At 34.9% G+C, this 26,679-nt stretch carries 27 protein-coding genes; 18 read left to right on the top strand and 9 right to left on the bottom strand.

All coding sequences use genetic code 11. The features are described from left to right. The first annotated feature begins 195 nt into the window (after positions 1–195). From glyQ to NSS71_RS10815, 10 genes are all read left to right on the top strand, one after another. Positions 196–1,086, top strand: a complete 891-nt coding sequence (glyQ, locus tag NSS71_RS10860; RefSeq protein ID WP_047941289.1) for a glycine--tRNA ligase subunit alpha — start codon at positions 196–198, stop codon at positions 1,084–1,086. Continuing rightward, positions 1,079–3,145: a glycine--tRNA ligase subunit beta gene (gene glyS, locus NSS71_RS10855; protein WP_341151648.1), complete on the top strand. Its 2,067-nt coding sequence runs from the start codon at positions 1,079–1,081 to the stop codon at positions 3,143–3,145. Before glyQ ends, glyS begins: the two co-directional genes overlap by 8 nt. Positions 3,146–3,352: 207 nt before the next feature. Continuing rightward, entirely contained in the window at positions 3,353–4,003 is a 651-nt protein-coding gene (locus tag NSS71_RS10850; RefSeq protein ID WP_047941287.1) for a helix-turn-helix transcriptional regulator, read from the top strand. Then, positions 3,996–4,826 carry a pyruvate, water dikinase regulatory protein gene (locus tag NSS71_RS10845; protein ID WP_047941286.1) on the top strand — a complete coding sequence of 277 codons (831 nt, stop codon included), beginning with the start codon at positions 3,996–3,998 and terminating at the stop codon, positions 4,824–4,826. The genes NSS71_RS10850 and NSS71_RS10845 overlap by 8 nt, the downstream gene beginning before the upstream one ends. Positions 4,827–5,202: 376 nt before the next feature. Further along, positions 5,203–5,664, top strand: a complete 462-nt coding sequence (locus NSS71_RS10840) for a YaiI/YqxD family protein (RefSeq protein WP_082138269.1) — start codon at positions 5,203–5,205, stop codon at positions 5,662–5,664. 40 nt (positions 5,665–5,704) lie between these two features. Further along, entirely contained in the window at positions 5,705–7,519 is a 1,815-nt protein-coding gene (gene dnaG / locus NSS71_RS10835; protein WP_172866551.1) for a DNA primase, read from the top strand. Positions 7,520–7,558: 39 nt separating this feature from the next. Beyond that, positions 7,559–8,683, top strand: a complete 1,125-nt coding sequence (gene rpoD / locus NSS71_RS10830) for an RNA polymerase sigma factor RpoD (RefSeq protein ID WP_047941284.1) — start codon at positions 7,559–7,561, stop codon at positions 8,681–8,683. 142 nt (positions 8,684–8,825) lie between these two features. After that, a complete protein-coding gene (locus NSS71_RS10825) occupies positions 8,826–9,368 on the top strand; it encodes a hypothetical protein (RefSeq protein WP_047941283.1) in 543 nt (180 codons plus the stop codon). 22 nt (positions 9,369–9,390) lie between these two features. Further along, complete coding sequence (locus NSS71_RS10820; RefSeq protein ID WP_095258978.1) at positions 9,391–10,101, top strand: tRNA (adenine(22)-N(1))-methyltransferase; 711 nt, start codon at positions 9,391–9,393, stop codon at positions 10,099–10,101. After that, the gene (locus NSS71_RS10815; RefSeq protein ID WP_341151647.1) at positions 10,088–11,203 is read left to right on the top strand and encodes a Nif3-like dinuclear metal center hexameric protein; all 1,116 of its coding nucleotides are present in this window, start codon (positions 10,088–10,090) and stop codon (positions 11,201–11,203) included. Before NSS71_RS10820 ends, NSS71_RS10815 begins: the two co-directional genes overlap by 14 nt. A 386-nt stretch (positions 11,204–11,589) precedes the next feature. Here NSS71_RS10815 and NSS71_RS10810 read toward each other — a convergent pair whose 3' ends face one another. Together NSS71_RS10810 and vrrA are read right to left on the bottom strand one after the other, a co-directional pair. After that, complete coding sequence (locus NSS71_RS10810) at positions 11,590–12,531, bottom strand: 4-hydroxy-3-methylbut-2-enyl diphosphate reductase (protein WP_047941280.1); 942 nt, start codon at positions 12,529–12,531, stop codon at positions 11,590–11,592. A gap of 235 nt (positions 12,532–12,766) precedes the next feature. Then, complete coding sequence (gene vrrA, locus NSS71_RS10805; protein WP_341151646.1) at positions 12,767–13,357, bottom strand: VrrA/YqfQ family protein; 591 nt, start codon at positions 13,355–13,357, stop codon at positions 12,767–12,769. Between the two features lie 265 nt (positions 13,358–13,622). Here vrrA and NSS71_RS10800 point away from each other — a divergent pair, with 265 nt between their 5' ends. Both NSS71_RS10800 and NSS71_RS10795 read left to right on the top strand, forming a co-directional pair. Then, the gene (locus tag NSS71_RS10800) at positions 13,623–14,933 is read left to right on the top strand and encodes a DEAD/DEAH box helicase (RefSeq protein ID WP_047941279.1); all 1,311 of its coding nucleotides are present in this window, start codon (positions 13,623–13,625) and stop codon (positions 14,931–14,933) included. Positions 14,934–14,952: 19 nt separating this feature from the next. Further along, positions 14,953–15,846 carry a deoxyribonuclease IV gene (locus NSS71_RS10795; RefSeq protein WP_047941278.1) on the top strand — a complete coding sequence of 298 codons (894 nt, stop codon included), beginning with the start codon at positions 14,953–14,955 and terminating at the stop codon, positions 15,844–15,846. Between the two features lie 43 nt (positions 15,847–15,889). On the opposite strand, the gene NSS71_RS10790 is transcribed toward NSS71_RS10795, so the two are convergent. Beyond that, positions 15,890–16,147 (bottom strand): DUF2624 family protein, encoded by a 258-nt coding sequence (locus NSS71_RS10790; protein ID WP_016202998.1) that lies wholly within the window; start codon positions 16,145–16,147, stop codon positions 15,890–15,892. Between the two features lie 273 nt (positions 16,148–16,420). Between NSS71_RS10790 and NSS71_RS10785 the strand changes: the two genes are divergently transcribed. Further along, positions 16,421–16,834, top strand: a complete 414-nt coding sequence (locus NSS71_RS10785) for a Fur family transcriptional regulator (protein WP_047941277.1) — start codon at positions 16,421–16,423, stop codon at positions 16,832–16,834. A gap of 71 nt (positions 16,835–16,905) precedes the next feature. Here the strand turns inward: NSS71_RS10785 and NSS71_RS10780 are convergent, their stop codons facing one another. Continuing rightward, positions 16,906–17,484: a 5' nucleotidase, NT5C type gene (locus tag NSS71_RS10780; RefSeq protein WP_061798579.1), complete on the bottom strand. Its 579-nt coding sequence runs from the start codon at positions 17,482–17,484 to the stop codon at positions 16,906–16,908. A gap of 159 nt (positions 17,485–17,643) precedes the next feature. Here NSS71_RS10780 and NSS71_RS10775 point away from each other — a divergent pair, with 159 nt between their 5' ends. Next, on the top strand, positions 17,644–18,036 hold the full coding sequence (locus NSS71_RS10775; protein ID WP_061798577.1) for a DUF4190 domain-containing protein: 393 nt from the start codon (positions 17,644–17,646) through the stop codon (positions 18,034–18,036). A gap of 53 nt (positions 18,037–18,089) precedes the next feature. On the opposite strand, the gene ispG is transcribed toward NSS71_RS10775, so the two are convergent. Together ispG and NSS71_RS10765 are read right to left on the bottom strand one after the other, a co-directional pair. Next, positions 18,090–19,208: a flavodoxin-dependent (E)-4-hydroxy-3-methylbut-2-enyl-diphosphate synthase gene (ispG, locus tag NSS71_RS10770; RefSeq protein WP_171510336.1), complete on the bottom strand. Its 1,119-nt coding sequence runs from the start codon at positions 19,206–19,208 to the stop codon at positions 18,090–18,092. A 237-nt stretch (positions 19,209–19,445) separates the two neighbouring features. Further along, on the bottom strand, positions 19,446–19,766 hold the full coding sequence (locus tag NSS71_RS10765; RefSeq protein WP_061798573.1) for a LysM peptidoglycan-binding domain-containing protein: 321 nt from the start codon (positions 19,764–19,766) through the stop codon (positions 19,446–19,448). Positions 19,767–19,947: 181 nt separating this feature from the next. Here NSS71_RS10765 and NSS71_RS10760 point away from each other — a divergent pair, with 181 nt between their 5' ends. After that, positions 19,948–21,669 carry a methyl-accepting chemotaxis protein gene (locus NSS71_RS10760; protein ID WP_144545170.1) on the top strand — a complete coding sequence of 574 codons (1,722 nt, stop codon included), beginning with the start codon at positions 19,948–19,950 and terminating at the stop codon, positions 21,667–21,669. A gap of 26 nt (positions 21,670–21,695) precedes the next feature. On the opposite strand, the gene NSS71_RS25705 is transcribed toward NSS71_RS10760, so the two are convergent. Together NSS71_RS25705 and NSS71_RS10755 are read right to left on the bottom strand one after the other, a co-directional pair. After that, positions 21,696–21,755 carry an SWIM zinc finger family protein gene (locus tag NSS71_RS25705; protein WP_369988355.1) on the bottom strand — a complete coding sequence of 20 codons (60 nt, stop codon included), beginning with the start codon at positions 21,753–21,755 and terminating at the stop codon, positions 21,696–21,698. A 42-nt stretch (positions 21,756–21,797) separates the two neighbouring features. Then, entirely contained in the window at positions 21,798–22,577 is a 780-nt protein-coding gene (locus tag NSS71_RS10755) for a DUF1189 domain-containing protein (protein WP_095322366.1), read from the bottom strand. Between the two features lie 147 nt (positions 22,578–22,724). Between NSS71_RS10755 and NSS71_RS10750 the strand changes: the two genes are divergently transcribed. Further along, on the top strand, positions 22,725–23,204 hold the full coding sequence (locus NSS71_RS10750; RefSeq protein WP_047941271.1) for a DUF456 domain-containing protein: 480 nt from the start codon (positions 22,725–22,727) through the stop codon (positions 23,202–23,204). A gap of 138 nt (positions 23,205–23,342) precedes the next feature. Here the strand turns inward: NSS71_RS10750 and NSS71_RS10745 are convergent, their stop codons facing one another. Next, positions 23,343–24,038, bottom strand: coding sequence for a Crp/Fnr family transcriptional regulator (locus tag NSS71_RS10745; RefSeq protein ID WP_341151645.1), 696 nt, complete (start codon positions 24,036–24,038; stop codon positions 23,343–23,345). A gap of 550 nt (positions 24,039–24,588) precedes the next feature. Here NSS71_RS10745 and NSS71_RS10740 point away from each other — a divergent pair. Together NSS71_RS10740 and NSS71_RS10735 are read left to right on the top strand one after the other, a co-directional pair. Next, positions 24,589–25,197, top strand: a complete 609-nt coding sequence (locus NSS71_RS10740; RefSeq protein WP_061798570.1) for a superoxide dismutase — start codon at positions 24,589–24,591, stop codon at positions 25,195–25,197. Positions 25,198–25,365: 168 nt separating this feature from the next. After that, a complete protein-coding gene (locus NSS71_RS10735; RefSeq protein ID WP_341151644.1) occupies positions 25,366–26,583 on the top strand; it encodes an MFS transporter in 1,218 nt (405 codons plus the stop codon). The last annotated feature ends 96 nt before the right edge of the window (positions 26,584–26,679 follow it).

The following is a 26,679-nucleotide window of genomic DNA, read 5'->3' as shown; positions in this document are numbered from 1 at the left end:
GCGTTCTTGGAGCAACTGCGTATGAAAGTGGCTGTATCTTACAGCAAATAGGGTGGAACCGCGGGTTAACTCTCGTCCCTATGTCAAGCAATATTTGGCATAGGGACGAGAGTTTTTTGTGTTCCTTACGAGAACATACTCTACATAAATCTATGCTGAATATACGTTTTATAAATTCGGAGGTGTAGGAAAGCAATGAATATTCAAAACATGATTTTAACATTGCAAAAACATTGGTCTGACTATGGTTGTATCCTAATGCAGGCATATGATGTAGAAAAAGGTGCGGGGACGATGAGTCCTTATACTTTTTTAAGAGCGATTGGTCCTGAGCCGTGGAATGTGGCTTATGTAGAGCCATCTAGAAGACCGGCAGATGGAAGATATGGAGAAAATCCAAACCGTTTATATCAGCATCATCAATTTCAAGTAATCATGAAGCCTTCTCCTGACAATATTCAAGAATTATATTTAGATTCTCTAAGAGCACTAGGGATTAATCCGTTAGAGCATGATATTCGCTTTGTAGAGGATAACTGGGAAAATCCTTCTCTAGGCTGCGCAGGTCTTGGATGGGAAGTATGGCTTGATGGAATGGAAATTACTCAATTTACGTATTTTCAACAAGTTGGCGGTATTGAATGTAAGCCAGTATCGGTTGAAATAACTTATGGAATTGAGCGATTGGCTTCCTATATTCAAGATAAAGAAAATGTTTTTGATTTAGAGTGGACAGATGGGTTCACAATCAAAGATATTTTTTATCAACCAGAATTTGAACATAGTAAATATACATTTGAAACGTCTGATACCGATATGCTGTTTAACCTATTCTCTATCTATGAAAAAGAGGCGCATAGACAAATGGACGAAGGGCTAGTACACCCTGCCTATGACTATGTATTAAAATGCTCTCACGTTTTCAACCTATTGGATGCTAAAGGGGCTATTTCTGTTACAGAAAGAACTGGTTATATTGGAAGATGCAGAAATTTAGCACGTAAAGTGGCAAAAACTTTCTACGAAGAAAGAGAAAAATTAGGATTCCCAATTTTAAAAAGTAAGGAGGGAAAAAGTCATGAATAAAAGAGACTTATTATTGGAAATTGGTTTAGAAGAAATGCCAGCTCGTTTTATCTCTGCTAGTATCCAATCATTAAAAGAGAAAATGGAGGCTTGGCTTGCGGAGAAACAATTGGGTTATGTTTCTGTTCAGGCTTTTTCTTCCCCGCGCAGATTGGCCCTTCTTGTTACTGATTTAGATGAATCGCAACAAGATATGGAAGAAGAAGCAAAAGGCCCTGCTAAACGTATTGCATTAAACGAAGCTGGCGAATGGTCTAAAGCAGCTGCGGGATTCACAAGAGGGCAAGGCTTAACAGTAGAAGACATCTATTTTAAAGAGATAAATGGTGTGGAATACGCTCATGTAAAAAAATTTATTAAAGGGAAACAGACAAGTGAATTATTATCAGAATTAAAAGAGTTAATTCTAAGCTTAACATTCCCGAAAAATATGCGTTGGTCCAATAATGAATTACGATATATTCGTCCAATTAAATGGCTTATTGCCTTATTTGGAGAAGAAATTATTCCATTCTCTATTACTAATGTAGAAACGTCTAATCAGTCACGTGGTCATCGTTTTTTAGGTGGAGAAATCGTCTTTCAAAACCCTTCTGATTATGAGAAGAAAATGTTGGCTCAATATGTGATGGTTAATGCAGCAGAACGAAAAGAAGCTATCGTTTCGCAAATAAAAAAATTAGAAGAAGAAAACAATTGGATTATTCCAATTGATGAAGATTTATTAGAGGAAGTTACTAATTTAGTTGAATACCCAACTGCTTTGTATGGTACTTTTGATGAGTCATATTTAGAGTTACCAACCGAAGTATTAATTACAAGCATGAAAGAACATCAACGCTATTTCCCAGTTAAGTCTAAGGAAGGAAAGTTGTTGCCTTATTTTGTAACTGTTCGGAACGGGGACCATCAACATCTTGACAAAGTTGCAAGGGGAAATGAGAAAGTATTAAGAGCTAGACTTGCTGATGCAGCCTTCTTCTACAAAGAAGATCAAAAGTTAGCGATAGACGATCTTCTAAAAAAACTAGAAGCAATCGTATATCATGAAGAAATTGGTACTTTAGCAGAAAAAGTAGCTCGTGTTCGCTTACTTGCTTATAAGTTAGCCGACGAATTACAGTTAACTTCTGAAGAAAAACAAGATGTCGACAGAGCTGCGCAAATTGCTAAGTTTGACCTTGTAACAAATATGGTTTATGAATTCCCCGAGCTGCAAGGATTAATGGGAGAACGATATGCTATTCAAAAGGGAGAAAAGGCATCAGTAGCGAACGCTATTAATGAGCATTATATGCCGCGTCATGCAGATGACGAAACAGCACCAAGTAATGTGGGGGCAGTACTTGCGCTAGCAGAGAAACTGGATACAATTGTTTCGTTCTTTAGTATTGGATTAGTACCAACTGGTTCACAAGATCCTTACGCATTAAGAAGACAGGCAACTGGAATTGTTCAGACCCTAATAGATAAAAACTGGAATATTCCAATTGAGCAATTGGTTGAACTGGCGATACAGGCTATAGAGAATGTGTCAAAAGTTTCCGGGCAAGAATTAGTTGATTCAGTGCTGTCATTCTTCAAATTACGTGTGAAATATATTTTACAAGAACAGGGCATCCGCTATGATATGATTGATGCAGTGTTGGCAGAAAAAATTGGTGGGGCTGCAAGTGTTTTAAGAAAGGCAAAAGTTCTTGAACTTCACAAAGATGATGCTAATTTCAAGGAAGGGATAGAAGCATTAAGTCGAATTATCAATATTTCTAATAAGGCAGTAACCGTTTCAGCGGTTGATTCTAGCTTGTTTGAAAATGAATATGAAAGTGATCTATATAATCGTTTTACAGCGGTTAAAGAAAAAATTAATACCAAAGTGGAAGAAAAAGAGTATTTTGAGTTATTGTTCTCTTTACAAGAAGCAATCTCTGCATATTTTGACCACACCATGGTAATGGCTGATAATGAGAAGATTAAAGAAAATCGCTTAAATCTAATGGCGGAAATTGCTGCATATATTAAAGGTTTCGCAAGTGTAAATGAAATAATTGTGAAGTAGTAACTAGATAGTTTAACAAAAAGCTAGGCAGGGGATTCCCCTACCTAGTTTCCTTTTGTTATGATTAGGCATAATGAATATGTACTTGAATGTTAAATATGGTTGTAGCAAAAGAGTTATCTTTAGATTCTTTTTCTTTTGATTCTGGCTATTTCGTATATAATAGTTAGTAGATATCGTTACCTAAATGAAGGTGGTGAATAGGAAATCGAACTGAATAAACGTCAAGAAAAAATTATTGAAATTGTAAAAGAAAATGGGCCGATAACGGGCGAGCATATTGCGGATAAATTAAACTTAACAAGAGCTACACTTCGACCAGATTTAGCGATATTAACAATGGCTGGATTTTTAGATGCAAGACCACGTGTAGGCTACTTCTATACAGGCAAGAACTCAGAGCGGCTAGTAATTGATAATATCCGTAATATTCTTGTGAAAGATTATTATTCACATCCAGTAGTTGTTCACGAGAATTCCTCTGTCTATGATGCCATTGTCATTATGTTCACAGAAGATGTTGGAACTATTTTTGTTATTGATGAAGCTTCCACATTAACTGGAGTTGTTTCCCGCAAAGATCTATTACGAGCAAGCATTGGTAAACAAGAGTTAAACTCTTTGCCTGTCGCGATTATTATGACAAGAATGCCGAATGTCACATATTGCTTTAAAGAAGAGATTTTAGTAGATGTTGGCTGCAAGTTAATGGATCACGAAATAGATGCACTTCCAGTTGTAGAAAAAAATGAAAATGGTCTTCTTGTAATAGGAAGAGTTTCGAAAACAAATATTACTAGGGCGTTTGTAGACTTGTCTAACAATCGTAAAGGAATTGTGGAGGAACATAATGACTGAAAGACAAATTATCTATGTTGTATCTGATTCAGTTGGTGAAACAGCTGAACTAGTAACAAAAGCAGCAATTAGCCAATTTTCTGGACATAACGTAAATGTATTAATTAAAAGATTCCCGTTTGTGGAAGATAAATCGAATATACATGAAGTAGTTATGCAAGCTAAAATGGAACATGGGATGATTGCTTATACGCTTGTTAAACCAGAAGTTCGCAATTATATGAGTGAATTGGCTCGCCAAGAAGGCGTATACGCCTGTGATATAATTGGTCCGATTATCGATCAATTCCAAGTTTTATGGGGAAAGACGCCTTTATATGAACCAGGGCTTGTCCGCAAACTTGATGAAGATTATTTTAAAAAAGTAGAAGCAATAGAATTTGCTGTGAAATATGATGATGGCAGGGATCCAAGAGGGTTAGAAAAGGCAGATATTATCTTAATTGGTGTATCACGAACATCCAAAACACCTTTATCGCAATTTTTGGCACATAAAAGAGTGAAAGTGGCAAATGTTCCAATCGTGCCAGAGGTTGATCCGCCAAAAGAACTTTTTCAAGTTCCAGCAAGTAAATGCTTTGGCTTAAAAATAAGCCCGACGAAATTAAACAATATTAGAAAAGAGCGCCTTATTTCTCTGGGTTTAAGTGATCAAGCAAGCTATGCGCAAATTGAAAGAATAAAAGAAGAATTAACCTATTTTGATGATATCGTAAATCGCATCGGCTGCCCGGTTATCGATGTTACGAATAAAGCAGTGGAAGAAACAGCAAATATTATACACAATTTATATTATCGCTCTAAGTATAATGCAGATAATTAGTTTTTTCTTATAAAAATAAGTGGTAAAGACTTGGTTCTCCAAAGTAGAATCAAGTTTTTCATTATGGCTGTTTTGTACTTATTATCCAACAGAAAAGTTCCTTATATTTTATTTTTTGTTCTAGTATGATCTAAAAGGAATAATTATAGATAAAAAAAGATGGAATTTCAAGCTGATTTATACTATAATAAAAAATTGTGATAAAAAAGTATCATGTTTTAGGTTTAGACTTGGCTTATTACGAATAAACTATTTATTGTGAGAAGTCAAGGGAAGGGATAAAAAAATTTTCGACATTACTTCTTTCGTGAAAAAATAATTTAGGAAGAAGGAATATGTGGAGTGATGTAGAATTAATAGTACATTAGGAAAACACATGATTTATGTTGATGCTGATTCCTGTCCTGTAAAAGAAGATATTGTCGAAATAGCTTCTTATTATCATTATGAATTACAGTTCGTTGCTTCCTACGCCCATATGAAGCGGGAGAATGACGGACAAAAATGGAAATATGTGGATAGTGATAAAGAAGCTGTTGATTTATTTATTATGAATGCTACCAAGAAACAGGATATTGTCGTGACTCAAGATATTGGCTTGGCCTCCACTTTATTGCTAAAGCAAGTTACTGTTCTTTCACCTAGAGGAGTAATCTATGAGGAAGAAACGATAAATACTGCATTAGATATGCGTTATTTATCTGCTAAAGCAAGGCGAAAAGGGGTATATGGAAAAGGGCCTAAACCATTTACAGAGGAGGATCGACAAAAATTTAGAAGAAATTTTATAAGGATTTTGTCGAAAAATGAAGGAGATTCGACTGGACACGTCGAATAATTCATTAAAGTAGGCAATAAGTAGGGAGATGTGTTAGAAAATGGTGGCGCGCATTCCTGAAGAAAAACTTAATGAAATTAAACAGGCAACTGATATTGTAGAGATCATTGGAGAACATGTATCCCTTACAAGACAAGGGCGCAATTTCATCGGTCTTTGTCCTTTTCACGGCGAAAAAACACCTTCTTTTACTGTATCGCCAGATAAGCAGATATTCCATTGCTTTGGCTGTCATGCAGGTGGAAATGTATTTACCTTTCTAATGGATTTAGAAGGCACTTCTTTTGTAGAAGTAGCTACAAGTCTTGCAGACAGAGCAAGCATTGATTTAGGAATTGAAATCAATGAATTGGAAAAAAAACCAGCTATCCCCAATGATTTACAGCAAATGATTGATGCACATGAATTATTATCTAAATTCTACCATCATTTGCTCGTAAATACAAAGGATGGTCAGCACGCATTGGAATATTTAACTAATAGGGGCTTTACATTACCTATTATTGAAAAGTTCCAAATAGGCTATACATTAAACTCTTGGGATTTAGCTGTGAAGTTTTTAGGGAAACGTAAATTCGATGTTTCACTACTAGAAAAAGCTGGTTTGATTGTAAAAAGTGAGAGGGATGAAAAATATTTTGATCGTTTCCGCGATCGGATCATCTTCCCAATCAGTGATCGAAATGGTAACACAATTGCGTTTTCGGGACGTGCATTAGGGGATAATAATCCCAAATATCTTAACAGTCCCGAAACACCAATTTTTAATAAAAGCAATACACTTTACAATTTTCATAAAGCAAGGCCGATTATAAGGAAGCTACAACAAGCTGTTTTATTTGAAGGGTTTGCAGATGTTATAGCTGCTAATAGAGCGGGAGTGGAAAATAGTGTTGCGACAATGGGTACGTCCTTAACGGAAGAGCATATCGCAATTCTAAAAAGAAACGCGCGAAATATAACGATTTGTTATGATTCTGATTCAGCAGGGATAGAAGCGGCCTTTCGTGCAGGACAGCTTCTTACTAAGGCTAATTGTGTTGTTAAAGTAGTAATGTTACCAGATGGAATGGACCCTGATGATTATGTGAACAAATTTGGGGAAGATAAACTACAGCAGGAAATTCTTCATGGAAGTATTCCTTTTATGGGATTTAAAATGCTGTACTATCGAAGAGGGAAAAATCTTCAAAATGAAGGAGATAAACTCGCCTATATAGAAGAAGTAATAGGAGAAATTGCTAAACTGGATAAGGCGGTTGAAAAAGACCTCTATTTAAGACAATTGGCGGATGAATTTTCGCTATCTTTAGAGGCATTAAAGCAGCAGGAAATGCAGATGGAACAATCAAGTCCAAATGAATATGTTGATGAAAAAACGGTTGTTCCTGTAAAACAATATACAGTAAAAAAAAGAGCAGCCGGATTATTACCCGCATATCATACTGCAGAAAAAAGACTGCTTGCACATATGTTTAAAAGTGAGGATATTGCCTACAAAGTGCAAAGCTCATTACAGGGAAGAGCATTTAATATTGATGAACATCAAGCAATTTTTACTTATCTCCTTGCTTTTTATGAAAAGGGTCTAGGCACTGATACAAGTTCATTTATGAATTTTATTGATGATCCAGATTTGCAGCGGATTGTAGCCGAGATCGAAATGATGGAAGTGAATGAAGAGGTAAGTGAATTAGAAATTAGTGATTATATGAAACAAGTTACTAATTATGAAAAACTGCTTGAAATAAAGGAAAAAAAACAAATGCTTAAAGAAGCAGAACGTCAAAATGACTATATAAAAGCTGCACAAATTGGCATGGAAGTTCTATTATTAGAAAAAACGTTAAAATAGGTATATTATTGTCTTGATTTTTTGGAAGGAGGGGGACATATGGCTGAAAAGTCTGCCCGTTCAAAAGAGATTGAAACGGAACTAACCCTTGATCAGGTAAAGGAACAATTAACAGAAGTAGGTAAGAAAACAGGTGTGCTCGCATATGATGATATTGCGGAGAAATTATCTAGTTTTGAATTAGATTCACACCAGATGGATGAGTTTTATGAATTTTTAGGTGATCAGGGAGTCGAATTAATTGGTGATGGAGAAGAAGAAGCTCCAAATGTCCAAGAACTCGCTAAAGGGGAGGAAGAATTCGATTTAAATGACTTAAGTGTTCCCCCAGGTGTAAAAATAAATGATCCAGTTCGTATGTATTTGAAAGAAATCGGAAGAGTTGATTTGCTTTCAGCAGAAGAAGAAATAAACCTAGCAAAACGTATTTTACAAGGTGACGAAGAAGCAAAACGTCGTTTAGCAGAAGCTAATTTACGTTTAGTTGTAAGTATTGCCAAACGCTATGTTGGCCGTGGAATGCAATTCCTTGATTTAATCCAAGAAGGTAACATGGGCTTAATTAAAGCTGTTGAAAAATTTGATTATGAAAAAGGATTTAAATTTAGTACGTATGCAACATGGTGGATTCGTCAAGCAATTACGCGTGCAATTGCCGACCAGGCAAGAACAATCCGTATTCCTGTTCATATGGTGGAAACCATTAATAAATTGATACGTGTTCAACGTCAATTACTACAGGATCTTGGCCGCGAACCATCTCCAGAAGAAATTGGAGAAGATATGGATTTATCACCAGATAAGGTAAGAGAGATATTAAAAATTGCTCAAGAGCCAGTTTCCTTAGAAACACCGATTGGTGAAGAAGACGATTCCCATTTAGGCGATTTTATTGAGGACCAAGATGCTACATCTCCTTCAGAGCATGCTGCATATGAATTGCTTAAAGAGCAATTAGAAGATGTATTAGATACACTAACAGATAGAGAAGAAAATGTGTTAAGATTGCGTTTTGGACTAGACGATGGTCGTACACGTACACTAGAAGAAGTTGGTAAAGTATTTGGTGTTACACGTGAGCGTATTCGTCAAATTGAAGCAAAAGCATTAAGAAAGTTAAGACACCCAAGCAGAAGCAAACGATTAAAAGATTTCTTAGAATAAGTTGCCAAAGGTTTAAGTGGTCTTCAAGTACGATCCTATAAAGAAATAGTTTACTTCCTGTAAGAAGTGGCTATTTCTTTTTTTTAAGGTTTTATTTTTTCTTGGTTTACTTAATTTAAACTACAGGAAGTGATACTTAAAAATGCAAGATCAGCGAAAAACGATTATTGTTAAGGAAATCGCTTATTGGAAAGAAAATAAAATGCTTCCAGAACATTATTGTGATTATTTACTTACCCTATATACTGAAGGTAATGGGGTAGAGGAAAATACAATTAGTAAAAAAAGAAGGGGTTTCTTACTTTCTTCTTTACTATTTTTTTCTTTCATCCCAATAACTATATTTTTATTATATTTTACTGAATTGTCTTTTATTTTGCAAATGGCTATTTCACTAATTTTTCTGATTTTTTGTTTTGTCGGTATTTTTTTGTATAATAAAAAACAGTTAAATGTAGATATCCCAGCCACTGTTGCTGCTATTATTTTTCTTTTATTTAGTGTAGCATTTGTTTTATACTTTTTTGTAAATGAAATAATATTTTTATATATCATTTTATTTCTTAATTGTTTATTTTGGTATATGTGCGGTAAAAGGTATAAACTGCTATATTTTACGATTTCTGCTTATATTGGAGCCTCTTTATTAGTCATACTTGTTGTATCCAAGTATATGTTTAACTAGAACTTGAAATGTGGGGGATATAATGAATACAGATAGATTATCAAAACGATTAGAAACCGTTGCTAAATACATACCTAGAAATTCAAAATTTGCGGATATTGGTTCAGACCATGCTTATTTGCCATGTTATATGGTAAAAAGAAAAGAGGTTCAGTCTGCCATTGCAGGTGAGGTGGTGGAAGGACCATATCAATCAGCGATTAAACAAGTAAAACAAGAAGGTTTAACTTCGAAAATATCTGTACGCAAAGGAAATGGTTTAGAAGTAATTGGAGAAAATGAAGTAGATTGTATTACCATTGCAGGAATGGGAGGGGCATTAATTACATCCATTTTGGAAAATGGAAAAGATAAATTACAATCTGTGCAGAGATTAGTCCTCCAGCCCAATATTAGTGCATTTTCAATTCGCGAGTGGCTATTAAAAAATAACTGGACTTTAGTGGCAGAAGAAATTTTAGAAGAGGATGGGAAAATATACGAGGTTCTAGTAGCGGAAAAAGGGGAATCTCCATCTTTATCCGAAGAAAGAGCCTTATTATTTGGACCATTTTTAATGAAAGAAAAAGATGCAGCATTCGTTAAAAAATGGAAGCTTGAGAAAAAGAACTGGCAAAGAATTCTTGATCAGTTAGAATCTGCACCTGACTCAGTGGAAAATACGCAGAAACGGACCGAACTACAGAATAAGATAAAATTAGTGGATGAGGTGATAAACAATGAAGAATATTAATGGTTATGAAATAATATCTTTATTTGAACAATTTTCCCCTAAAGTTTATGCAATGGAAGGAGATAAAATCGGGCTGCAGGTGGGAGACTTAAGTAGGCCAGTACAACGTGTTATGATTGCTCTAGACGTTCTCGATGAGGTAGTCGAAGAAGCAATATCTAAAAAGGTGGATTTAATCATTGCTCACCATCCTCCTATTTTTCGCTCTCTTTCTAAAATAACAATGGACAATCCTGCAGGAAAATTAATGCATAAATTAATTAAGAATGATATTGCTGTATATGCTGCTCATACGAATCTTGATGTTGCAAAAGGCGGGGTAAATGACCTTTTAAGTGACGCTCTAGGCATTCAGGATGCGGAAGTTTTAGTTCCTACTTATGAAGAAAAATTAAAGAAATTAGTAGTATATGTCCCGAAAGAACATGTAGAACAAGTGAAAAAGGCGATTGGCGATGCAGGCGCAGGATCAATAGGGAATTATAGTCACTGCGTTTTTTCGACGGAAGGAATTGGAGAATTTCAGCCATTGGAAGGAGCTGTTCCCTATATAGGAAGTGTTAATAAGCTGGAGCAAGTAGAAGAAGTCAAGATAGAATCGGTTTATCTTGCTTCGAAAGAAAAGAAAATAGTAAGAGCAATGGTAAAGGCCCATCCATATGAGGAAGTGGCTTATGATATTTATGATTTACAGATAAAAGGAGAGCAGTTAGGATTAGGGCGTATTGGAAGAGTAGAAGAGACAACACTGGGAGAATTTGCTGACCATGTCAAAAAAGTCCTTGATGTAAATGGAGTACGTGTAGTGGGGAATTTAGATTCTCGAGTTAAAAAAGTAGCAGTATTAGGTGGAGATGGCAATAAGTATTATTCACATGCTTTAATGAAAGGGGCAGATGTCTATATTACAGGGGATATGTATTATCATGTTGCCCATGATGCCCAAGCAGCGGGACTAAATATTATTGATCCAGGACACAATGTTGAAAAAGTGATGAAGAATGGTGTAACAAAAGTTTTAAAGAGGATGTGTGATGAGAAAGGATATGATGTGGAAATTTTCCCTTCCTTAACTCACACCGATCCTTTTACATTTGTATAATCTAGATTCAAGGTAAAAAGCGGACAAACTTTTGGAGGGAGACCAAGGGAATGTCTGCTTTTTTCTTTGTAAAGAAAGTATACAAGAGGCGTTTTTCAAGGGGGAACGCTGAAAAAGGAGTTGAACGCCGAAGTTAGAGAGAGAAAAGAGTAAAGCGGTGTTCATGAAAGGGATGAACACCGAAACCGAAGAGGGAAGAGAGCAAAATGGCGTTCATGAAAGGAATGAACGCCGAAATCGGAGAGGGAAGAGAGCAAAGTGGTGTTCATAAAAGGGGTGAACGCCGAAATTACCAGTGAAGGAAGAAAACAAGCGTTCATAAAGAGAGAATGTACCAAAATAAAAACAAGCACTCCATTTAAAGAAGAGAGCGCTTGTTCTATACATTATTTTGCCTTAACTTTCGGCAAAATCTTATTTAAAGGAACTTTCTTTTCAAATTGCCATGTTTTCTCGTCTTCTGGATCGTATTGGTCTAGAAAATTTATTACCTCTTTCGTAATAGGAGTCGGAGTGGATGCACCAGCAGTCACTGCCACACTGCTCGCTCCTTTCAACCATTCTAGCTTGAGTTCTGAGATGTCTGCTATGCGATAAGCAGTAGTATGGGCAATTTCTTCGGAAACTTGTGCTAATCGGTTAGAGTTATTGCTCTTAGGGTCGCCAACCACAATTAATACATCTGCTTCACCTGCTTGTTTAGCAACAGCTTCTTGTCTAACTTGAGTTGCTAAGCAGATTTCTTTATGAAATTCAGCTTGTGGAAATTTTTCTTTAATGCTTTCCATTAAATCAGCTACATCCCATTGACTCATCGTTGTTTGGTTTGTTACAAGGATTTTCTCATGGTTAATTTCTAAGCCGCTAAGGTCCTCAAGTGTCTCTACTAGTGAGACGGCGTGTGGAGCGACACCAACAGCTCCTTCTGGTTCCGGATGGCCTTTTTTTCCTATATAAATGATGTAATAACCTTCTTTAACCTTTTCGCTAATTAAATCATGAGTTTTGGTTACATCTGGACAGGTTGCATCCAATGTTACTAACCCTTTTTCTTTCGCTATTCTGCGGACTTCTGGTGATACACCATGGGCAGTGAAAATGATTGTTCCTGAATCAACTTTATCTAATATTTCTTTTCTATTTTCTCCATCTAATGTGATAATACCTTCCTCTTCAAATGCATCTGTTACATGTTTATTATGAACAATCATCCCCAGAATGTAGATGGGGCGAGGTAATGTTTTATCTAAAGCAGCATTTCGAGCAATTACCATAGCATCAACAACACCGTAGCAATAACCTCGTGGTGCAATTTTAATAACTTTCATTCTCCGATTCCTCCTGCATGATCCTACTATATAACAAATATATTAAGTTATAGATACTATTATTTCCTTTATAATATAACATGTTTATTATATATAACATAAGAGAGGTTTACAAAGCATAAGTGTCTGGAAAATAAGTTAGCCAAAAAAGGATAAAAAAATACTGACCAACTGAAGCAAAAACCGATCCAATTCAAATATACTGAATGGTTTTGCTAGTTATGGCCAGCCGAATTTATACATAAAGTTTTGGTTTTGAGGCACCAGTAGTTTTTTCTGGTAATGATTCTGTTTCTGTTTCCAAATCATGATGATCTGTTTCGGGATTTTTAATTTTTTTCTTAGTTTGTGGTTTGCTAGTAGTTTTTTTATTTATTTCCTTACTTGTCTTTTGCTCCGTTACTTCTGTCTCTTCTGTCTCCTTATTTGAACTTGTTAGTCCTCTATACATTTTCCATATCGCAGGGATGTTTTTCACCATTGGTCCATATTGGTTAATCATGGGACCGATTTGGCTTGCGGTATTAAGGAATTTTTGAGAATTAGCCAAAAATCCATTAATGGAGGAAGGGTTAGTTAACGTTTTTAGCAATCCACCGCCTCCAGAAGCGGCACTTCTTGCTCCAGCATTCGTAGCTGCCCCAGCAGCATTATTGCCTCCTCCAAGTAATCTTGATAATAGTCCTCCGCCTCCGCCATTTCCTCTGCTAGGCATTGTACCTCTCCCCATCGGTCCGCCAGGAAAATTTGAAGGACCTCTCATTCCTGGCATTCTTCCGCCCATTGGCGGTCCTTGAAACGGTCCACGCTGTCTTGGTGGCATCATATTTAAAACGCCTCCTTTCACTTATACTACTTTATAGAATATGCAACAGATACTAATATGTTTAGGTTTTAACAGAAAATCTGGATAGCTAGCAAAAGAAAGATAAAAGCTAGAAATAGAGTAAAATACATTGGTAAAAATAAAAAGGGCGCACGTTATAGCCTTTTAAGCGATTTTTTATTATAATTAAATGATGGACAAAAGAGCTATAGGTAAATGTCAAATCTGTGCACACTCATTTATCTGGCTAATAAGGAGTTTTTATATGAGTAATAATCTATTTAACCAATATGAATTAAAACCATTTATTATAGATGCAATTGATGAATTAGGTTTTTATGAACCGACAGAAATTCAGCAGAAGGTCATTCCACTTATCTTAAAAGGGGAAAGCGCCATTGGTCAGTCACAAACAGGGACAGGCAAAACGCATTCTTATGTTTTGCCAATCATTGAAAAAGTCAATCCGGAAAAGCAAGCAGTGCAAGCAGTTATTACAGCGCCGACCAGAGAATTGGCTAATCAAATTTACCAAGAAATACAGAAAATTACGAAGCATTCTGATCAGCCGATTTCTTCGCGATTATTTATTGGGGGAACGGATAAACAACGTTCGATTGAAAAATTAAAAACGCAGCCACAAATTGTTGTTGGAACGCCAGGTAGAATTAATGATCTTGTCAACGAGCAAGCATTATTTGTGCATACAGCAAAAATCCTTATTGTCGATGAAGCAGATCTGATGCTAGATATGGGCTTTATTGAAGATGTGGATCAAATTGCTGCAAAAATGCCTAAGGATTTAAGTATGTTTGTTTTCTCAGCAACAATACCTGAGAAATTAAAACCTTTCTTAAAGAAATATTTAGAAAATCCAACCTTTATTCATATTGAGCCAAAGCAGTTAACGGCAGCAAAAATTGAACATGTGTTAATTCCTTCTAGACATCGAGATAAAATTACAACGGTATATGAGGCATTAGTAAGCTTTAATCCTTATCTTGCTATTGTATTTACAAATACAAAACAGATGTGTGATGAAGTTGCAAATGGTTTATCAAGTAAAGGTCTTAAAGTTGCTAGAATTCATGGTGGCTTAACACCTCGTGAACGTAAAAAAGTAATGAAACAAATTCTTGATTTAGAGTTTCAATATATTGTGGCAACAGACCTAGCAGCAAGAGGAATAGATATTAAAGGAATCAGTCATGTTATCAACTATGAGCTTCCGTCAGACTTAGATTTTTATGTACACCGTGTTGGTAGAACGGCCAGAGCTGGTTATTCAGGTATAGCATTAACGATTTATGAGCCTTCCGATGAGGACAAGCTTAATCAATTAGAAAAACTTGGCGTTGAATTTAAGCATATGGATCTAAAAAAGGGTGAGTGGATTGAATTAGATGATCGCAATCGTCGAAAAAACCGCAAAAAACAAGTAGATGAAATTGATTTAAAGGCAAAATCCCTTGTCAAAAAACCGAAAAAAGTGAAACCGGGCTATAAGAAGAAAATGCAGCAGCAAGTAGAAACAATTAAAAAGAGAGAAAAGCGTATTAAGAGTAGAAGAAAATAGGGAAAGAGGAGAGATTGAATTGCTGAAAATAGGTTCACATGTATCAATGAGCGGGAAAAAGATGTTATTAGGCGCAAGTGAAGAAGCAGCCTCCTATGGGGCAAATACTTTTATGGTCTACACAGGCGCACCCCAAAATACGAGAAGAAAAAAAATAGAAGATTTAAATATTGCTGCAGGACAGCTTCATATGGAGCAAAATGGAATTGGCGATATTATTGTACATGCACCGTACATTATTAATATTGCTAATACTACGAACCCGGCAACCTTTGAATTGGGTGTAAATTTCTTACGCAGTGAAATCGAAAGAACAGAAGCGCTAGGAGCAAAACAAATCGTGTTACATCCCGGTGCTCATGTAGGTGCTGGTGCGGATGTAGGGATTAAAAAGATTATTGAAGGCTTGAATGAAGTACTTACAGGAAATGAAAACTTACAGATTGCTCTTGAAACAATGGCTGGAAAGGGCTCTGAATGCGGTCGTACATTTGAAGAACTAGCGATGATTATGGAAGGCGTTACACATAATGATAAATTATCTGTATGCTTTGATACATGTCATACACATGATGCTGGTTACAATATTGTCGAGGATTTCGATGGGGTTTTAGAGGAATTCAATCGAATCGTTGGAATAGATAAATTAAAGGTATTGCATATTAATGATAGCAAAAATATCGTTGGTGCAAGAAAAGATAGACATGAGAATATAGGGTACGGGCAAATTGGCTTTGATGCCTTAATGAAAATTGTTCATCATCCAGAGTTAGCGGATGTTCCAAAGATATTGGAAACACCGTATGTCGGTATCGATAAAACAAATAAAAAAGCGCCATATAAACATGAAATTGAAATGATTAAAAATAAAACCTTTAATGAAAACTTATTGCAAGAAATCCTAGAAAGTTAAAAAAACGCTCATCTGAGCGTTTTTTATTTCCATTAAGTAGATATTACTGTTCGGCAAATAAATTAAATAAATCATTTAGTTCTTTTGCTGTCGCAGGACTTGTTAATTTAGCTACCTCTCTAATTAATTGTGCACGTTCATTAGGCTTAAAAATATTTACCTTTCGGCCGTTAAGATGATTAGCAAGCTTTACTGCTTCTTCATTTGTAATTTTAATTTTGAATTGCTTACTGTATTTCAATAATTCAGTAGAGGTTATGTTGTTAATTTTATGATTGATTATGTTTTCAAAAATTTTCATGTCATCACTCCCCATTCTAACATATGTGGCGAATAACAAAAATGTGCTAACTTTTTTTGATTTCTTTGGCAAACTTATCTGGATGAGATATCTTTACAACAATCAATCGTTCTTGTATACTGATTTTGAATCATTTATTGTAAATAAATCGTAATGATTACTATAGATTTATATTTGTATATTGGGGAAATGAATATTTAGAGAGTATTATGTTTTTCTTCCTCATTATTCAATGAAATTATTTTAAAAAAGTGTAAGAGATGAGGTGGAGAAATGAATGTACAAACTGCACTTGATATTCTGAAGGAAAAAGGGTATAAACATACCGATAAAAGAGAAGATATATTGGCACTATTTTCTAATGAGAATAAATATTTAACAGCTAAGGATGTTCTGGAATCGCTAAAGGATGATTATCCTGGTCTTAGTTTTGATACAATTTATCGTAATTTATCCTTATTTGAAGAATTGGATATTTTTGAAATGACGGAATTAAATGGAGAGAAGCATTTTCGTTTTACTTGTTCGCACCAGCACCACCATCATCATTTTATTTGTTTAGATTGTGGAAAAACAAAAGAAATTATTACTTGCCCAATGGAAGAGCTATCAGAAAGCTTGAAAGGATACGATGTATCTGGTCATAAATTTGAGATTTACGGGAAATGCCCAGAGTGCAGAAATTAAAAAAACGAAGCATATCATAAGATATCGCTTCGTTTTTTTATAGAGATAGTATCTTGCAACGAATAAAGGAGTTATTTAACAGAAGACTTAGCCCATTCATCTACCCATTTTTTTGCTTCACTCCAAGAAGTTACGCGTTTAACACCCTTAGGAATCGGTTTCCGATTATAAGGTGTGTCAAAAAGAATAACTGGTATCCCTAATTCTTCATGGAGCATCACTGCATTATCATGCTTATCTTCAAAGAAAATATCAACCTTATTTTTTTGGGCGGCCGCTATTTTATGATGGGAACCAATTAACTCGATATGGTTAAAACTGATACCTTGATTAAGAAACCATTCTTTTGTCAATTCAAGCATTCCTTCGCCTCTAGCACTAATAAAGATAAGTTCATGTTGTTCAGCCCATTCTTGGAGAACAATATTTGCACCCTCTGCAAGAGGAGAGGCTGCATAAATTCTTGCCTCGTTTTCGATAAACCATTTGTCAAATTCCTCATTAGATACATTTACAAGAGGGTAAAATTCATACTGTACAACATCTTCTAGCGTAATATTTAATTGAAAGCTTTCATTTAAAAAAGGAACAAATGCAGCTGGGCTGGTTACTGTTCCATCAATATCGATTCCAAAACGCAATTTCTTCATTTTGTGCTCCTTTTCCACTGTTGTTCCTCTCTAGCTTACCAAATTATAAAGATAAGGAAAAGAAGGAAGAGAAAAATCATGTAAAACTTTAACAGACATAAGAATCAAAAACTTGGTGATGATAATAAATGCTCCTATGAAAGAAAGCGAGGGATTATCATGGCAGATCAAAATAGCAATGAAGGATATAGTCACGATTTTCAGGATAGAGAGCGAACTAAATCACCTGTAGATTATTTGGAAGAAACATCAGCAGAAATAACACCTCCAATGACTTATAATGCTACACCTCCGATGACCTCTGCTGATACACGCCCTGTCACCTCTGATGTAGAGGGGGACAGAGGAGTAGTAGGCGGTAAAGGGGTTGGTATTGCGGCGTTAGTAATTTCTATCCTATCATTATTTGTAATGCCTATCATTTTAGGGATTGTTGGGATAGTATTAGGTTTCGTCGCAAGAAGCAAAGGAGCAAGTTCATTAGGAACATGGGCTATTGCACTAGGTGCTATCTCCATTATCATTGGAATTTTTATTGCTCCATTCTTTTAGCAAGAAGCAATTAAAAAATCTAACCTCTTATTTGAGGTTAGATTTTCCTAAAGTTATGGCTGGACACTGATAGTATCCATCTCTTTTTCTTCTGCAGCTTTTTTTGCAAAGTATTCGGCTGCAATTGCATCGATTTCTTTCTTTAATTCTTCGACCATCGTATCTTCTGGAACCTTGCGGACTATTTTGCCTTTACGGAAAAGTAGGCCCTCTCCACGAGCTCCAGCAATGCCGATATCCGCTTCTCTTGCTTCTCCTGGTCCATTTACTGCACAGCCTAGCACAGCTACCTTAATAGGTGCCTTTATAGTAGAGATATAATCCTCTACTTCGTTTGCAATACTGATAAGATCAATTTCAATACGGCCGCATGTTGGGCAAGAAATTAATGTTGCAGCATTAGAGGAAAGTCCAAATGACTTTAACAGTTCTCTAGCAACTTTTACTTCTTCAACTGGATCAGCACTTAAGGAAATACGTAAAGTATTACCGATGCCTTTGCTTAAAATAGCACCTAACCCAGCCGCGCTCTTTACAGTACCAGCAAATAACGTACCAGATTCTGTTATTCCTAAATGTAGTGGGTAGTCAAAAGCCTTTGCTGCCTTTTCATATGCTTCTATTGCTAAGTTAACATCAGAAGCTTTCATGGAAACAATGATATCATGAAAATCAAGGTCTTCTAGTATTTTGATATGATGCAGGGCACTTTCAACCATGCCGTCTGCTGTTGGATATCCGTATTTCTCCAAGATTTTCTTTTCTAGCGAGCCGGCATTAACCCCAATTCGGATAGGAATTCCTTTCGCTTTTGCCGCTTTTACAACAGCTTCCACTTTTTCTCTTTTCCCAATATTACCTGGATTGATTCGGATTTTATCTGCTCCGCCTTCAATTGCTTTTAAAGCTAAACGATAATCGAAATGGATATCCACGACTAGTGGTATATTTATTTGCTTTTTAATTTCACTGATAGCATTTGCCGCACGTTCATCTGGACATGCTACGCGCACGACTTGACAGCCAGCTTCTTCTAAGCGTTTAATTTGGGCTACAGTAGCTTCCACATCATGTGTTTTAGTTGTGGTCATACTTTGGATAAATAATTCATTACTTCCCCCAATAGTAATATTACCTACTTTTATTGGTCGGGTTTTTGTACGATGTATAATTTCACTCAATGGTGATTCGCTCCTTTTATATTGGACAAGCCAAAATAATTTAGCTTTTTATTTAATTCTTGATATCCTTACCTATTGTATCAATGAAACATTGAAATTGACAAGAAACTTGCTGAAAAATACTTAGCTTTTTACTGGGAATACTTCTAGGATAGGTAAAAATGAACTTGTTGGTTAAAACAAAAAAACTTCCTCAAATTAGATTATTTTTGGAAGTTCTCTTTTATGCTATTTATAAATCGGAAATAGATAGGTTTGGCCAATTTGAATATCTTCCGGTTTTAATCCATCATTTAATTTTTGAAAGTCATTCACTACTGTCTCAAGACTAACGGATAAACCGCCAGTTGAATATTGTTCAACAATTGAAAGAACGGTGTCACCAGATTTTACTTTTTGCTCAAAGGATAAGGACGAATCTTGAGGAGTGCCCTGTGTCTCTATTGTAGGTTCTTGTTCTTTTTGGGAGGAGAGTGTGCCTTCGTTTAAATCAATATAGATGACATATATGGTAACTAGAACTGCAAAGGTAATAAAAAACCTTTTCATCGTAAATCCCCCTAAACTGATTATAGGAAATTATATGCTTGTCCACTATTGGTTAGAACCAATGAAAATGCTAGGAAGGTGGATATAGGTAAAAAGTCATAAAAATTAACATTAAATTACTTTGCCTTTACATGTCCTTAACAAATATTTGTGAAAATGTTTGAGTAGGGGGGACGAGGAGATGAATAAAATCAAGGACAGGAAAAAAGAAAACGAAAAGCTTTCTATTCAAAATCGGTTATTTCTGTTTATCTTACCGTTATTTATTATTACTATCTTAATCTTGACATTTATTTCTATTAATAGTTCTACCAAAATGACTATTAAGATGATGCATGAAAGATTAGAAAAAGAGGCAAATACTATTTACGTAATGGCACAAAATACGATGTTAATGTATGTTGGCCAAGAAGAAAAGTTCCAAACAAAAATGGAACAAATAATTAGAGATCAAGATGCTAGTTTTGCCCAAGAAGGTTTAAATGCCTCTTTTTTTGTACTCACAGAAAAGGAAGTCAAGCCTTTTAAAGTAAGTCAAACATCCAATTTTACGTGGGAGGACTCCTTCATTCAAAAGGTAACTGATTTAGAATCGGGAGTATTGGAAACGAAATGGAATGGACAAACATATACCGTTGCCTTTCAGCAAATTCAAGAATTGAAGGGGATATATTTATTAGCAGTTCCACAAGAAGAATACCTGCATAATGTAAAGCAATTAAAAAATAGTTTATTACTGTTTTCGGCATTGAGTATTATTGTTATTGCAATTGTTATTCGTTTTTTTGTTAAAACGATGGTAAGTCCCTTATTGAAATTACGGGAAATCATGCGGATTGCCAGAAATGGCCATTTAACAGAGGTAACATCCATTAAAAACTCGATACCAGAAATAAATTCGCTTATAAACAGTTACAATTTATTGATTAAGCGGTTAAAGCATGTCCTATCTGAGATGCAAGCAACAAGTGTTCATTTATCTAAAACAAACGATATATTACATACAGAAGCTGTGCAGATGATTGATAGTGGAGAAAACCTCACGGAAATGATAAATACGGTGAAAAATGGAGCTGAGCAGACAGCTATTAGCTCCGAACATAATATCAGTGTTTTTCAAGAAATGAAGGCATTAAGCGAGCAAATTGAAAAAAGCAGCCAGAAAATAAAGGAGCATACGGAAGAAATGAATCTTGCTGCCATTCATGGCGAAGAAAATATGAATAATTTGTTTGCCAGCCAACATGTACTGCAAGACAAAGTGAAAGTGATATATAGCAATAATGATTTATTAAATAACCATGCTTTATCGATTAAAAAGGTAGTAGAAGATATTAAAGGGCTGGCTGAACAAACCAAGCTTTTAGCTTTGAATGCCACATTAGAAGCGGCTCGAGCAGGCATCCAAGGAAAGGGATTTGCCGTAGTAGCTAATGAAGTAAGAAAACTAGCTGTTTTATCATCTAAATCCGCTGAGGATATTAAATCATTTACGCTCGATATGGATCAAATTATTCAAAAGTCATCATCTGATTTAGAAGATATTCAAATGAACTTCACGAAAAGTGCGGATTTAGTTCAAACAGCAACAGTTTCAATTGATCAGTTATTGGAGGGAATTTCTCTTGTTATTTTTGGGCTAAAAGATAACCATCATTTATTAAATGAACTCCAAGCTTTTTTTCCTAAAATGGAACATAGTACACTTCATGTTACATCGATTAGTCAACAAACACTTGCTAGTTCCGATGAAATGAAAAGGATAGGAGAAATACAGCAAGAGAGTATTCGCGTAAATGCCGAGATAAGCGCTAGATTAGCAACGTTAGTAGCCGCTTTAGAAGAGAATATTAAGATGGAGGAAAAAACTGCTCCTGAGGATGGGAGTGAATTAAATAGATAAACTGATGATTAAACCGCAATTGTAGCTTAATGTAGACAATTCCACTTTATAAATGAAAAAGCCAAACAATCGCACGAAGCGTTTATGATTGTTTGGCTTTATTTCTAAAATACCAAGAGTATTTTTCTTTATGGTTGCAGTGGCTTTTCTGTTTGTATTTCTTTAATAGCTAAGCAGACAAGGAATAAACTAATAAACCAATTTAATAAGTAGCCATTAGGAACAACTGTCTGTAAACAATCCATAATAGCAAAGAAAATTACTGGAATAGTGATACTGTAGACAGTGATTTTCCAGCATTGTGCATAAGTCAATCCTTTGCCGAATATTCTCGCGAAAAAGCTTCCAAACATAGAAAGCACAAGAGTTTGTAATGCTTTATAGAGAAGCATGAACAGAATGTAAATAACAACTAATATAATAATAAACACATAGGATAATGAATCCATTCCTTGGATAAAGTCAATGAGCTCCTCACTTGTCATTGTAAAGTTACCGAATGAGGAATATGCAAATGTTTGAGCTTGTCCAGAAGTTACTATTACGAATTCATTCTTTAAAAGGGCAACTGTATTTCCATAGGAACTAACCTTCGCGTGATCATAAGTTCCTGAGGAATCGACAATGATTGTTAAATCCGGCTTTTCAATAATAGTAGGTTCTTCATCATTATCTGTATGTAGGATATTATCACTTATTGTAAAAGAAGGTACTTCGTCCTCCATGGTTACACTAAACGTATGTATTGCTTCATTTATTCCCTTATTTAAATAATATAAATTAGGTAGTGATGCAATAATCGTCAAAAGCAACAAATAAATAATGGTTTTTCCGATACCTTGAAAACGGAAGCTTGCTATATCTTTTGGAGAATAGAGGCTTCGATAAAACTGCTTAAAAATATTCATTCTTACACATCCTTCAAAAGTTTCATTCCTATTGTATCTTTTTACAACCGATAGATACAAGTCCGAGCATTTGATTTGCAGAAAAAAGTGTGGTAAACAAGATGAATGGGTAACATAATAGATAAATAAGAAGAAAAGAGGATCGGTATGGATATTATTTATTGGACAATTATCAGTGTATTATTCATTATTGCGTTTATTGGATTGATTTATCCAATCATTCCAAGCGTGATCTTTATACTAGCCGGTTATCTTTTATATGGTCTGTTCTTTTCTTTCGAAGAACTTAGTATCCTATTTTGGATTATCCAAGGGATGTTTGTTATCTTATTATTCTTTGCCGATTCCGTATCTAATTGGATTGGAGTAAAGAAATTTGGAGGGACAAAGGCTGGTATCTGGGGAAGTACAATTGGATTACTTATAGGTCCTTTTGTTATTCCTGTGCTCGGAATTCTTCTTGGTCCATTTATTGGGGCAGTCCTAGCTGAGCTCGTTGTAAGTAAGACAAATTGGAAGAATGCCTTGAAAATTGGAGTAGGTTCATTAATAGGATTCCTAAGTAGTGTAGTAACAAAAGGAATTATCCAAGCAATCATGATTATTTATTTCCTCATTAAAATATAAAACAGGGTATAAGCTGAAATCCACAGACCTTCTTTCTGAAATTGATAAAACAACCTGAACGATTATTCGAAAGCATTGCCATTTCAGAATAATTGTTCGGGTTACTATTTGCTTAAAGTAAGTGTGTGCCAGCTTCTTTTAATTAAGTCCACAAATATCGACTGGACAATTTTGACAATCAACTGCTCTTTTTAAATAGGCAAGGTTTTTCACGGTGATTTTTTGGTTACTATAGTCTATTACTTCCCTTTCTCTTAAATCTTTTAATATGCGTTGAATCACTTCTCGTGTCCCAAAAGTTAAGTTTGCTAATTCTTGATGAGTGATAGGGATATCAATCAAAATGCCTTCATTATTTTTTATCCCAAAGGAATGACATAATCGGATTAAAATACTGTAAAGCCCCCCTTTTTTTCCATTCATAATAAGATCCTGGCATTTCATATGTGCTTTTAGATAGCCTGTACTTAACCAACTCGTAATAGAAGTTAATAAGACGGGGTCTTTTAATGCTAATTGTTCAAATTCTGTTCGGTCAATAGCAAGGACATCACAATCAGTCATACTTTTCGCAAAAAAATAGTATTTAGGAGAATGTTTAAATAATTGGTATTCCACTAATAACTCCTCATCATGAAGGATTTTAATGACGAATTCTTTTCCTTTTTCGTGTACTCTTCCAAGTGAAATGGTTCCATTTAATAATATATATATCTTTTGGACATGGTCTTTTTCTTGGAAAAGTAAAGTCCCTTTTTTTATATGTTCTATTTTTTCAATCTCAAAAAAATGTTGTATGAGTAAACTATATAATGATAGCTGCACTTCATTCATAGGAAAGCACTCCTTAAAAAGCCTCTTTTCTTGATTAAAAAACATTGTGAAATATTTGTCAATCTCAAAATGGAATATAATGGAATTGTAGAAAGTATAATAATTTTTAGGAATATCAGGAATGCTGATGCATTGGGCGAAAATGAAAAAATGACAATTTAACGAACTTATTCTAGGAGAATCTTAGTAGTATATTTATAAATAGGTAATACTTAAGGGTGATGTTAATCACAAGAGAATACAAAGCATTTTTACTTAAGGAATCGAAGAGAGATAGTTAATATATATAAAGAAATAAAATGCTTTTCTCCTTACTGATAGTTAAAGGAAAAAAACATTTGGTATTAGAACTTTAGATTCTTTTATTGAGACGTTTTAAAATGATAACAAATGGGTACTTTAAAAAGGGAATCTTTTCAAGCAAATTGATTGAAAGTAAGCACTTTATTTGATAAGGTATTGTTAAAGGCTTCTCATATAATAATTGTCGGAATAGGGCAAACTATTAGAGGGAAGAACATAATACATAAAATATTAGGAGGAATTAGACATGGCATATTCATTACCACAATTACCTTATGCTTATGATGCATTAGAACCACACATTGATAAAGAAACGATGAACATTCACCATACGAAACATCACAATACTTATGTAACAAATTTAAACAATGCATTAGAAGGAAATGATGAATTACTTTCTAAAACAGTGGAAGAGCTTGTATCTAATCTTGATGCAGTTCCAGAAGCTGCTCGCACTGCAGTTCGTAACAATGGTGGCGGTCATGCTAACCATTCATTATTCTGGGAAGTAATTTCTCCAAATGGTGGCGGTCAACCAACTGGTGATTTAGCTGCTGCTATCGACAGCAAGTTTGGAAGCTTTGAAAACTTTAAAGAAGAATTCTCAAAAGCTGCTACAACTCGATTTGGTTCTGGTTGGGCTTGGCTAGTTGTGAACAACGGTGAATTAGAAGTTACTAGCACACCAAATCAAGATAATCCATTAATGGAAGGTAAAACACCTGTTTTAGGATTAGATGTTTGGGAACATGCTTACTACTTAAATTACCAAAACCGTCGTCCTGAATATATTAGTGCATTCTTTAATGTTATTAATTGGGATGAAGTAGCAAAACGTTTTGCTGCTGCAAAATAAGAAATAGAAATGCAAAAACCTGTGAGCATATATTGCTTACAGGTTTTTTTTATTGTTCCATTTTATCAATCATAATTTGGTCTTATTTTCATAATTGTTAGTTTTTATATATAATGCATAACGAAATTTGTTTTGTTAGAAACTACTCTAGAACAAAGGGGAGTTTCTATGATGAAAATAGGAAAATTAATAGGTGATGTAGAGCTGACAAAAGATTTGAAAATTTTGTTGGTTACAGGAGGGCTGTACTCACTTAGTGTAGCACTTTCTAATACTTTCGTTAACGTGTTTCTATGGAAACAATCAGGTGAATTTAGAGATTTAGGCTTATATAATCTTGCTATCATTTTGTTGCAACTATTTACCTTTACACTTGCTGGCAGATGGGCGAAGAAAATTGACCGAGTTATTGTATTTCGAATTGGAGTAGCTTTTCTTACCATATTCTATTTAACAGTATTACTGATAGGAGACAAAGCATCATCGTTTCTGTTAGTACTAGGGGCCATTCTTGGAATTGGCAACGGATTTTATTGGTTAGCCTATAATGTCTTAACTTTTGAAGTAACAGAACCAGAAACGAGAGATTTCTTTAATGGTTTTTTGGGATTGTTAAATTCTGTTGCTGGTATGATTGGACCAATGATTGCAGGATATATTATCTCCCAGCTCACGAAGTCTACAGGGTATATGATTGTTTTTGGAATGTCTCTTGGTCTTTTTCTTCTCGCGGTTGTTTCAAGTTTCTTTCTAAAAAGACGGCCAGCAGAAGGTAAATATTTTTTTAAAAGAATTGTCAAAGAGCGAAAACATAATTATAACTGGAAATTGATTACGAATGCTCATTTTTTCCAAGGGTTACGAGAAGGTGTCTTTGCATTTATGATAACTGTCTTTGTTTATATAGCAACAGATAGTGAATTAGCTTTAGGAAAATTTGGGTTGATCAATTCAGGAATTTCCTTTATTGCCTATTATATTGTTTCAAGGACAGTCAAAAATAAGAATCGGAATAAGTCCATTTTAATTGGAGGAATAATGTTGTTCTTATCGATGTTTATTATTGTTTTTGACTTTTCTTATACGAAATTATTGATTTATGCAGGTATAATAGCTATTGCTTACCCATTAATTTTAGTACCTTACACCAGCTTGACCTTTGATGTTATCGGAAAAGGCTGGAAAGCAGGAGAAATGAGAATAGAATATATAGTAGTGAGGGAATTGTTTCTCAATCTGGGAAGACTTTTATCGGTTCTTCTTTTTATCATTGGCGTCAGTGTATTCAATCCAAATAAAGTAATCCCGATACTGTTATTTATACTAGGAAGTGGACATTCTGTGATCTATTTCTTTGCTCGAAAGATTAGGTGGAAAACAGCATAAAGCAAAAAAGGATTTGTCATATCTACAGATCCTTTTTTGCTTTATTAATAAGGTGAAGAAAAGAGTATTCAGTTAAATATAAAATAATCATATAGT

The sequence above is a fragment of the Niallia sp. FSL W8-0951 genome, assembly GCF_038006525.1.
GTDB lineage: Bacteria > Bacillota > Bacilli > Bacillales > Cytobacillaceae > Niallia > Niallia circulans.
Note: the sequence above shows the minus strand (reverse complement) of the source record. Positions and strands in the feature narration are given on the sequence as shown.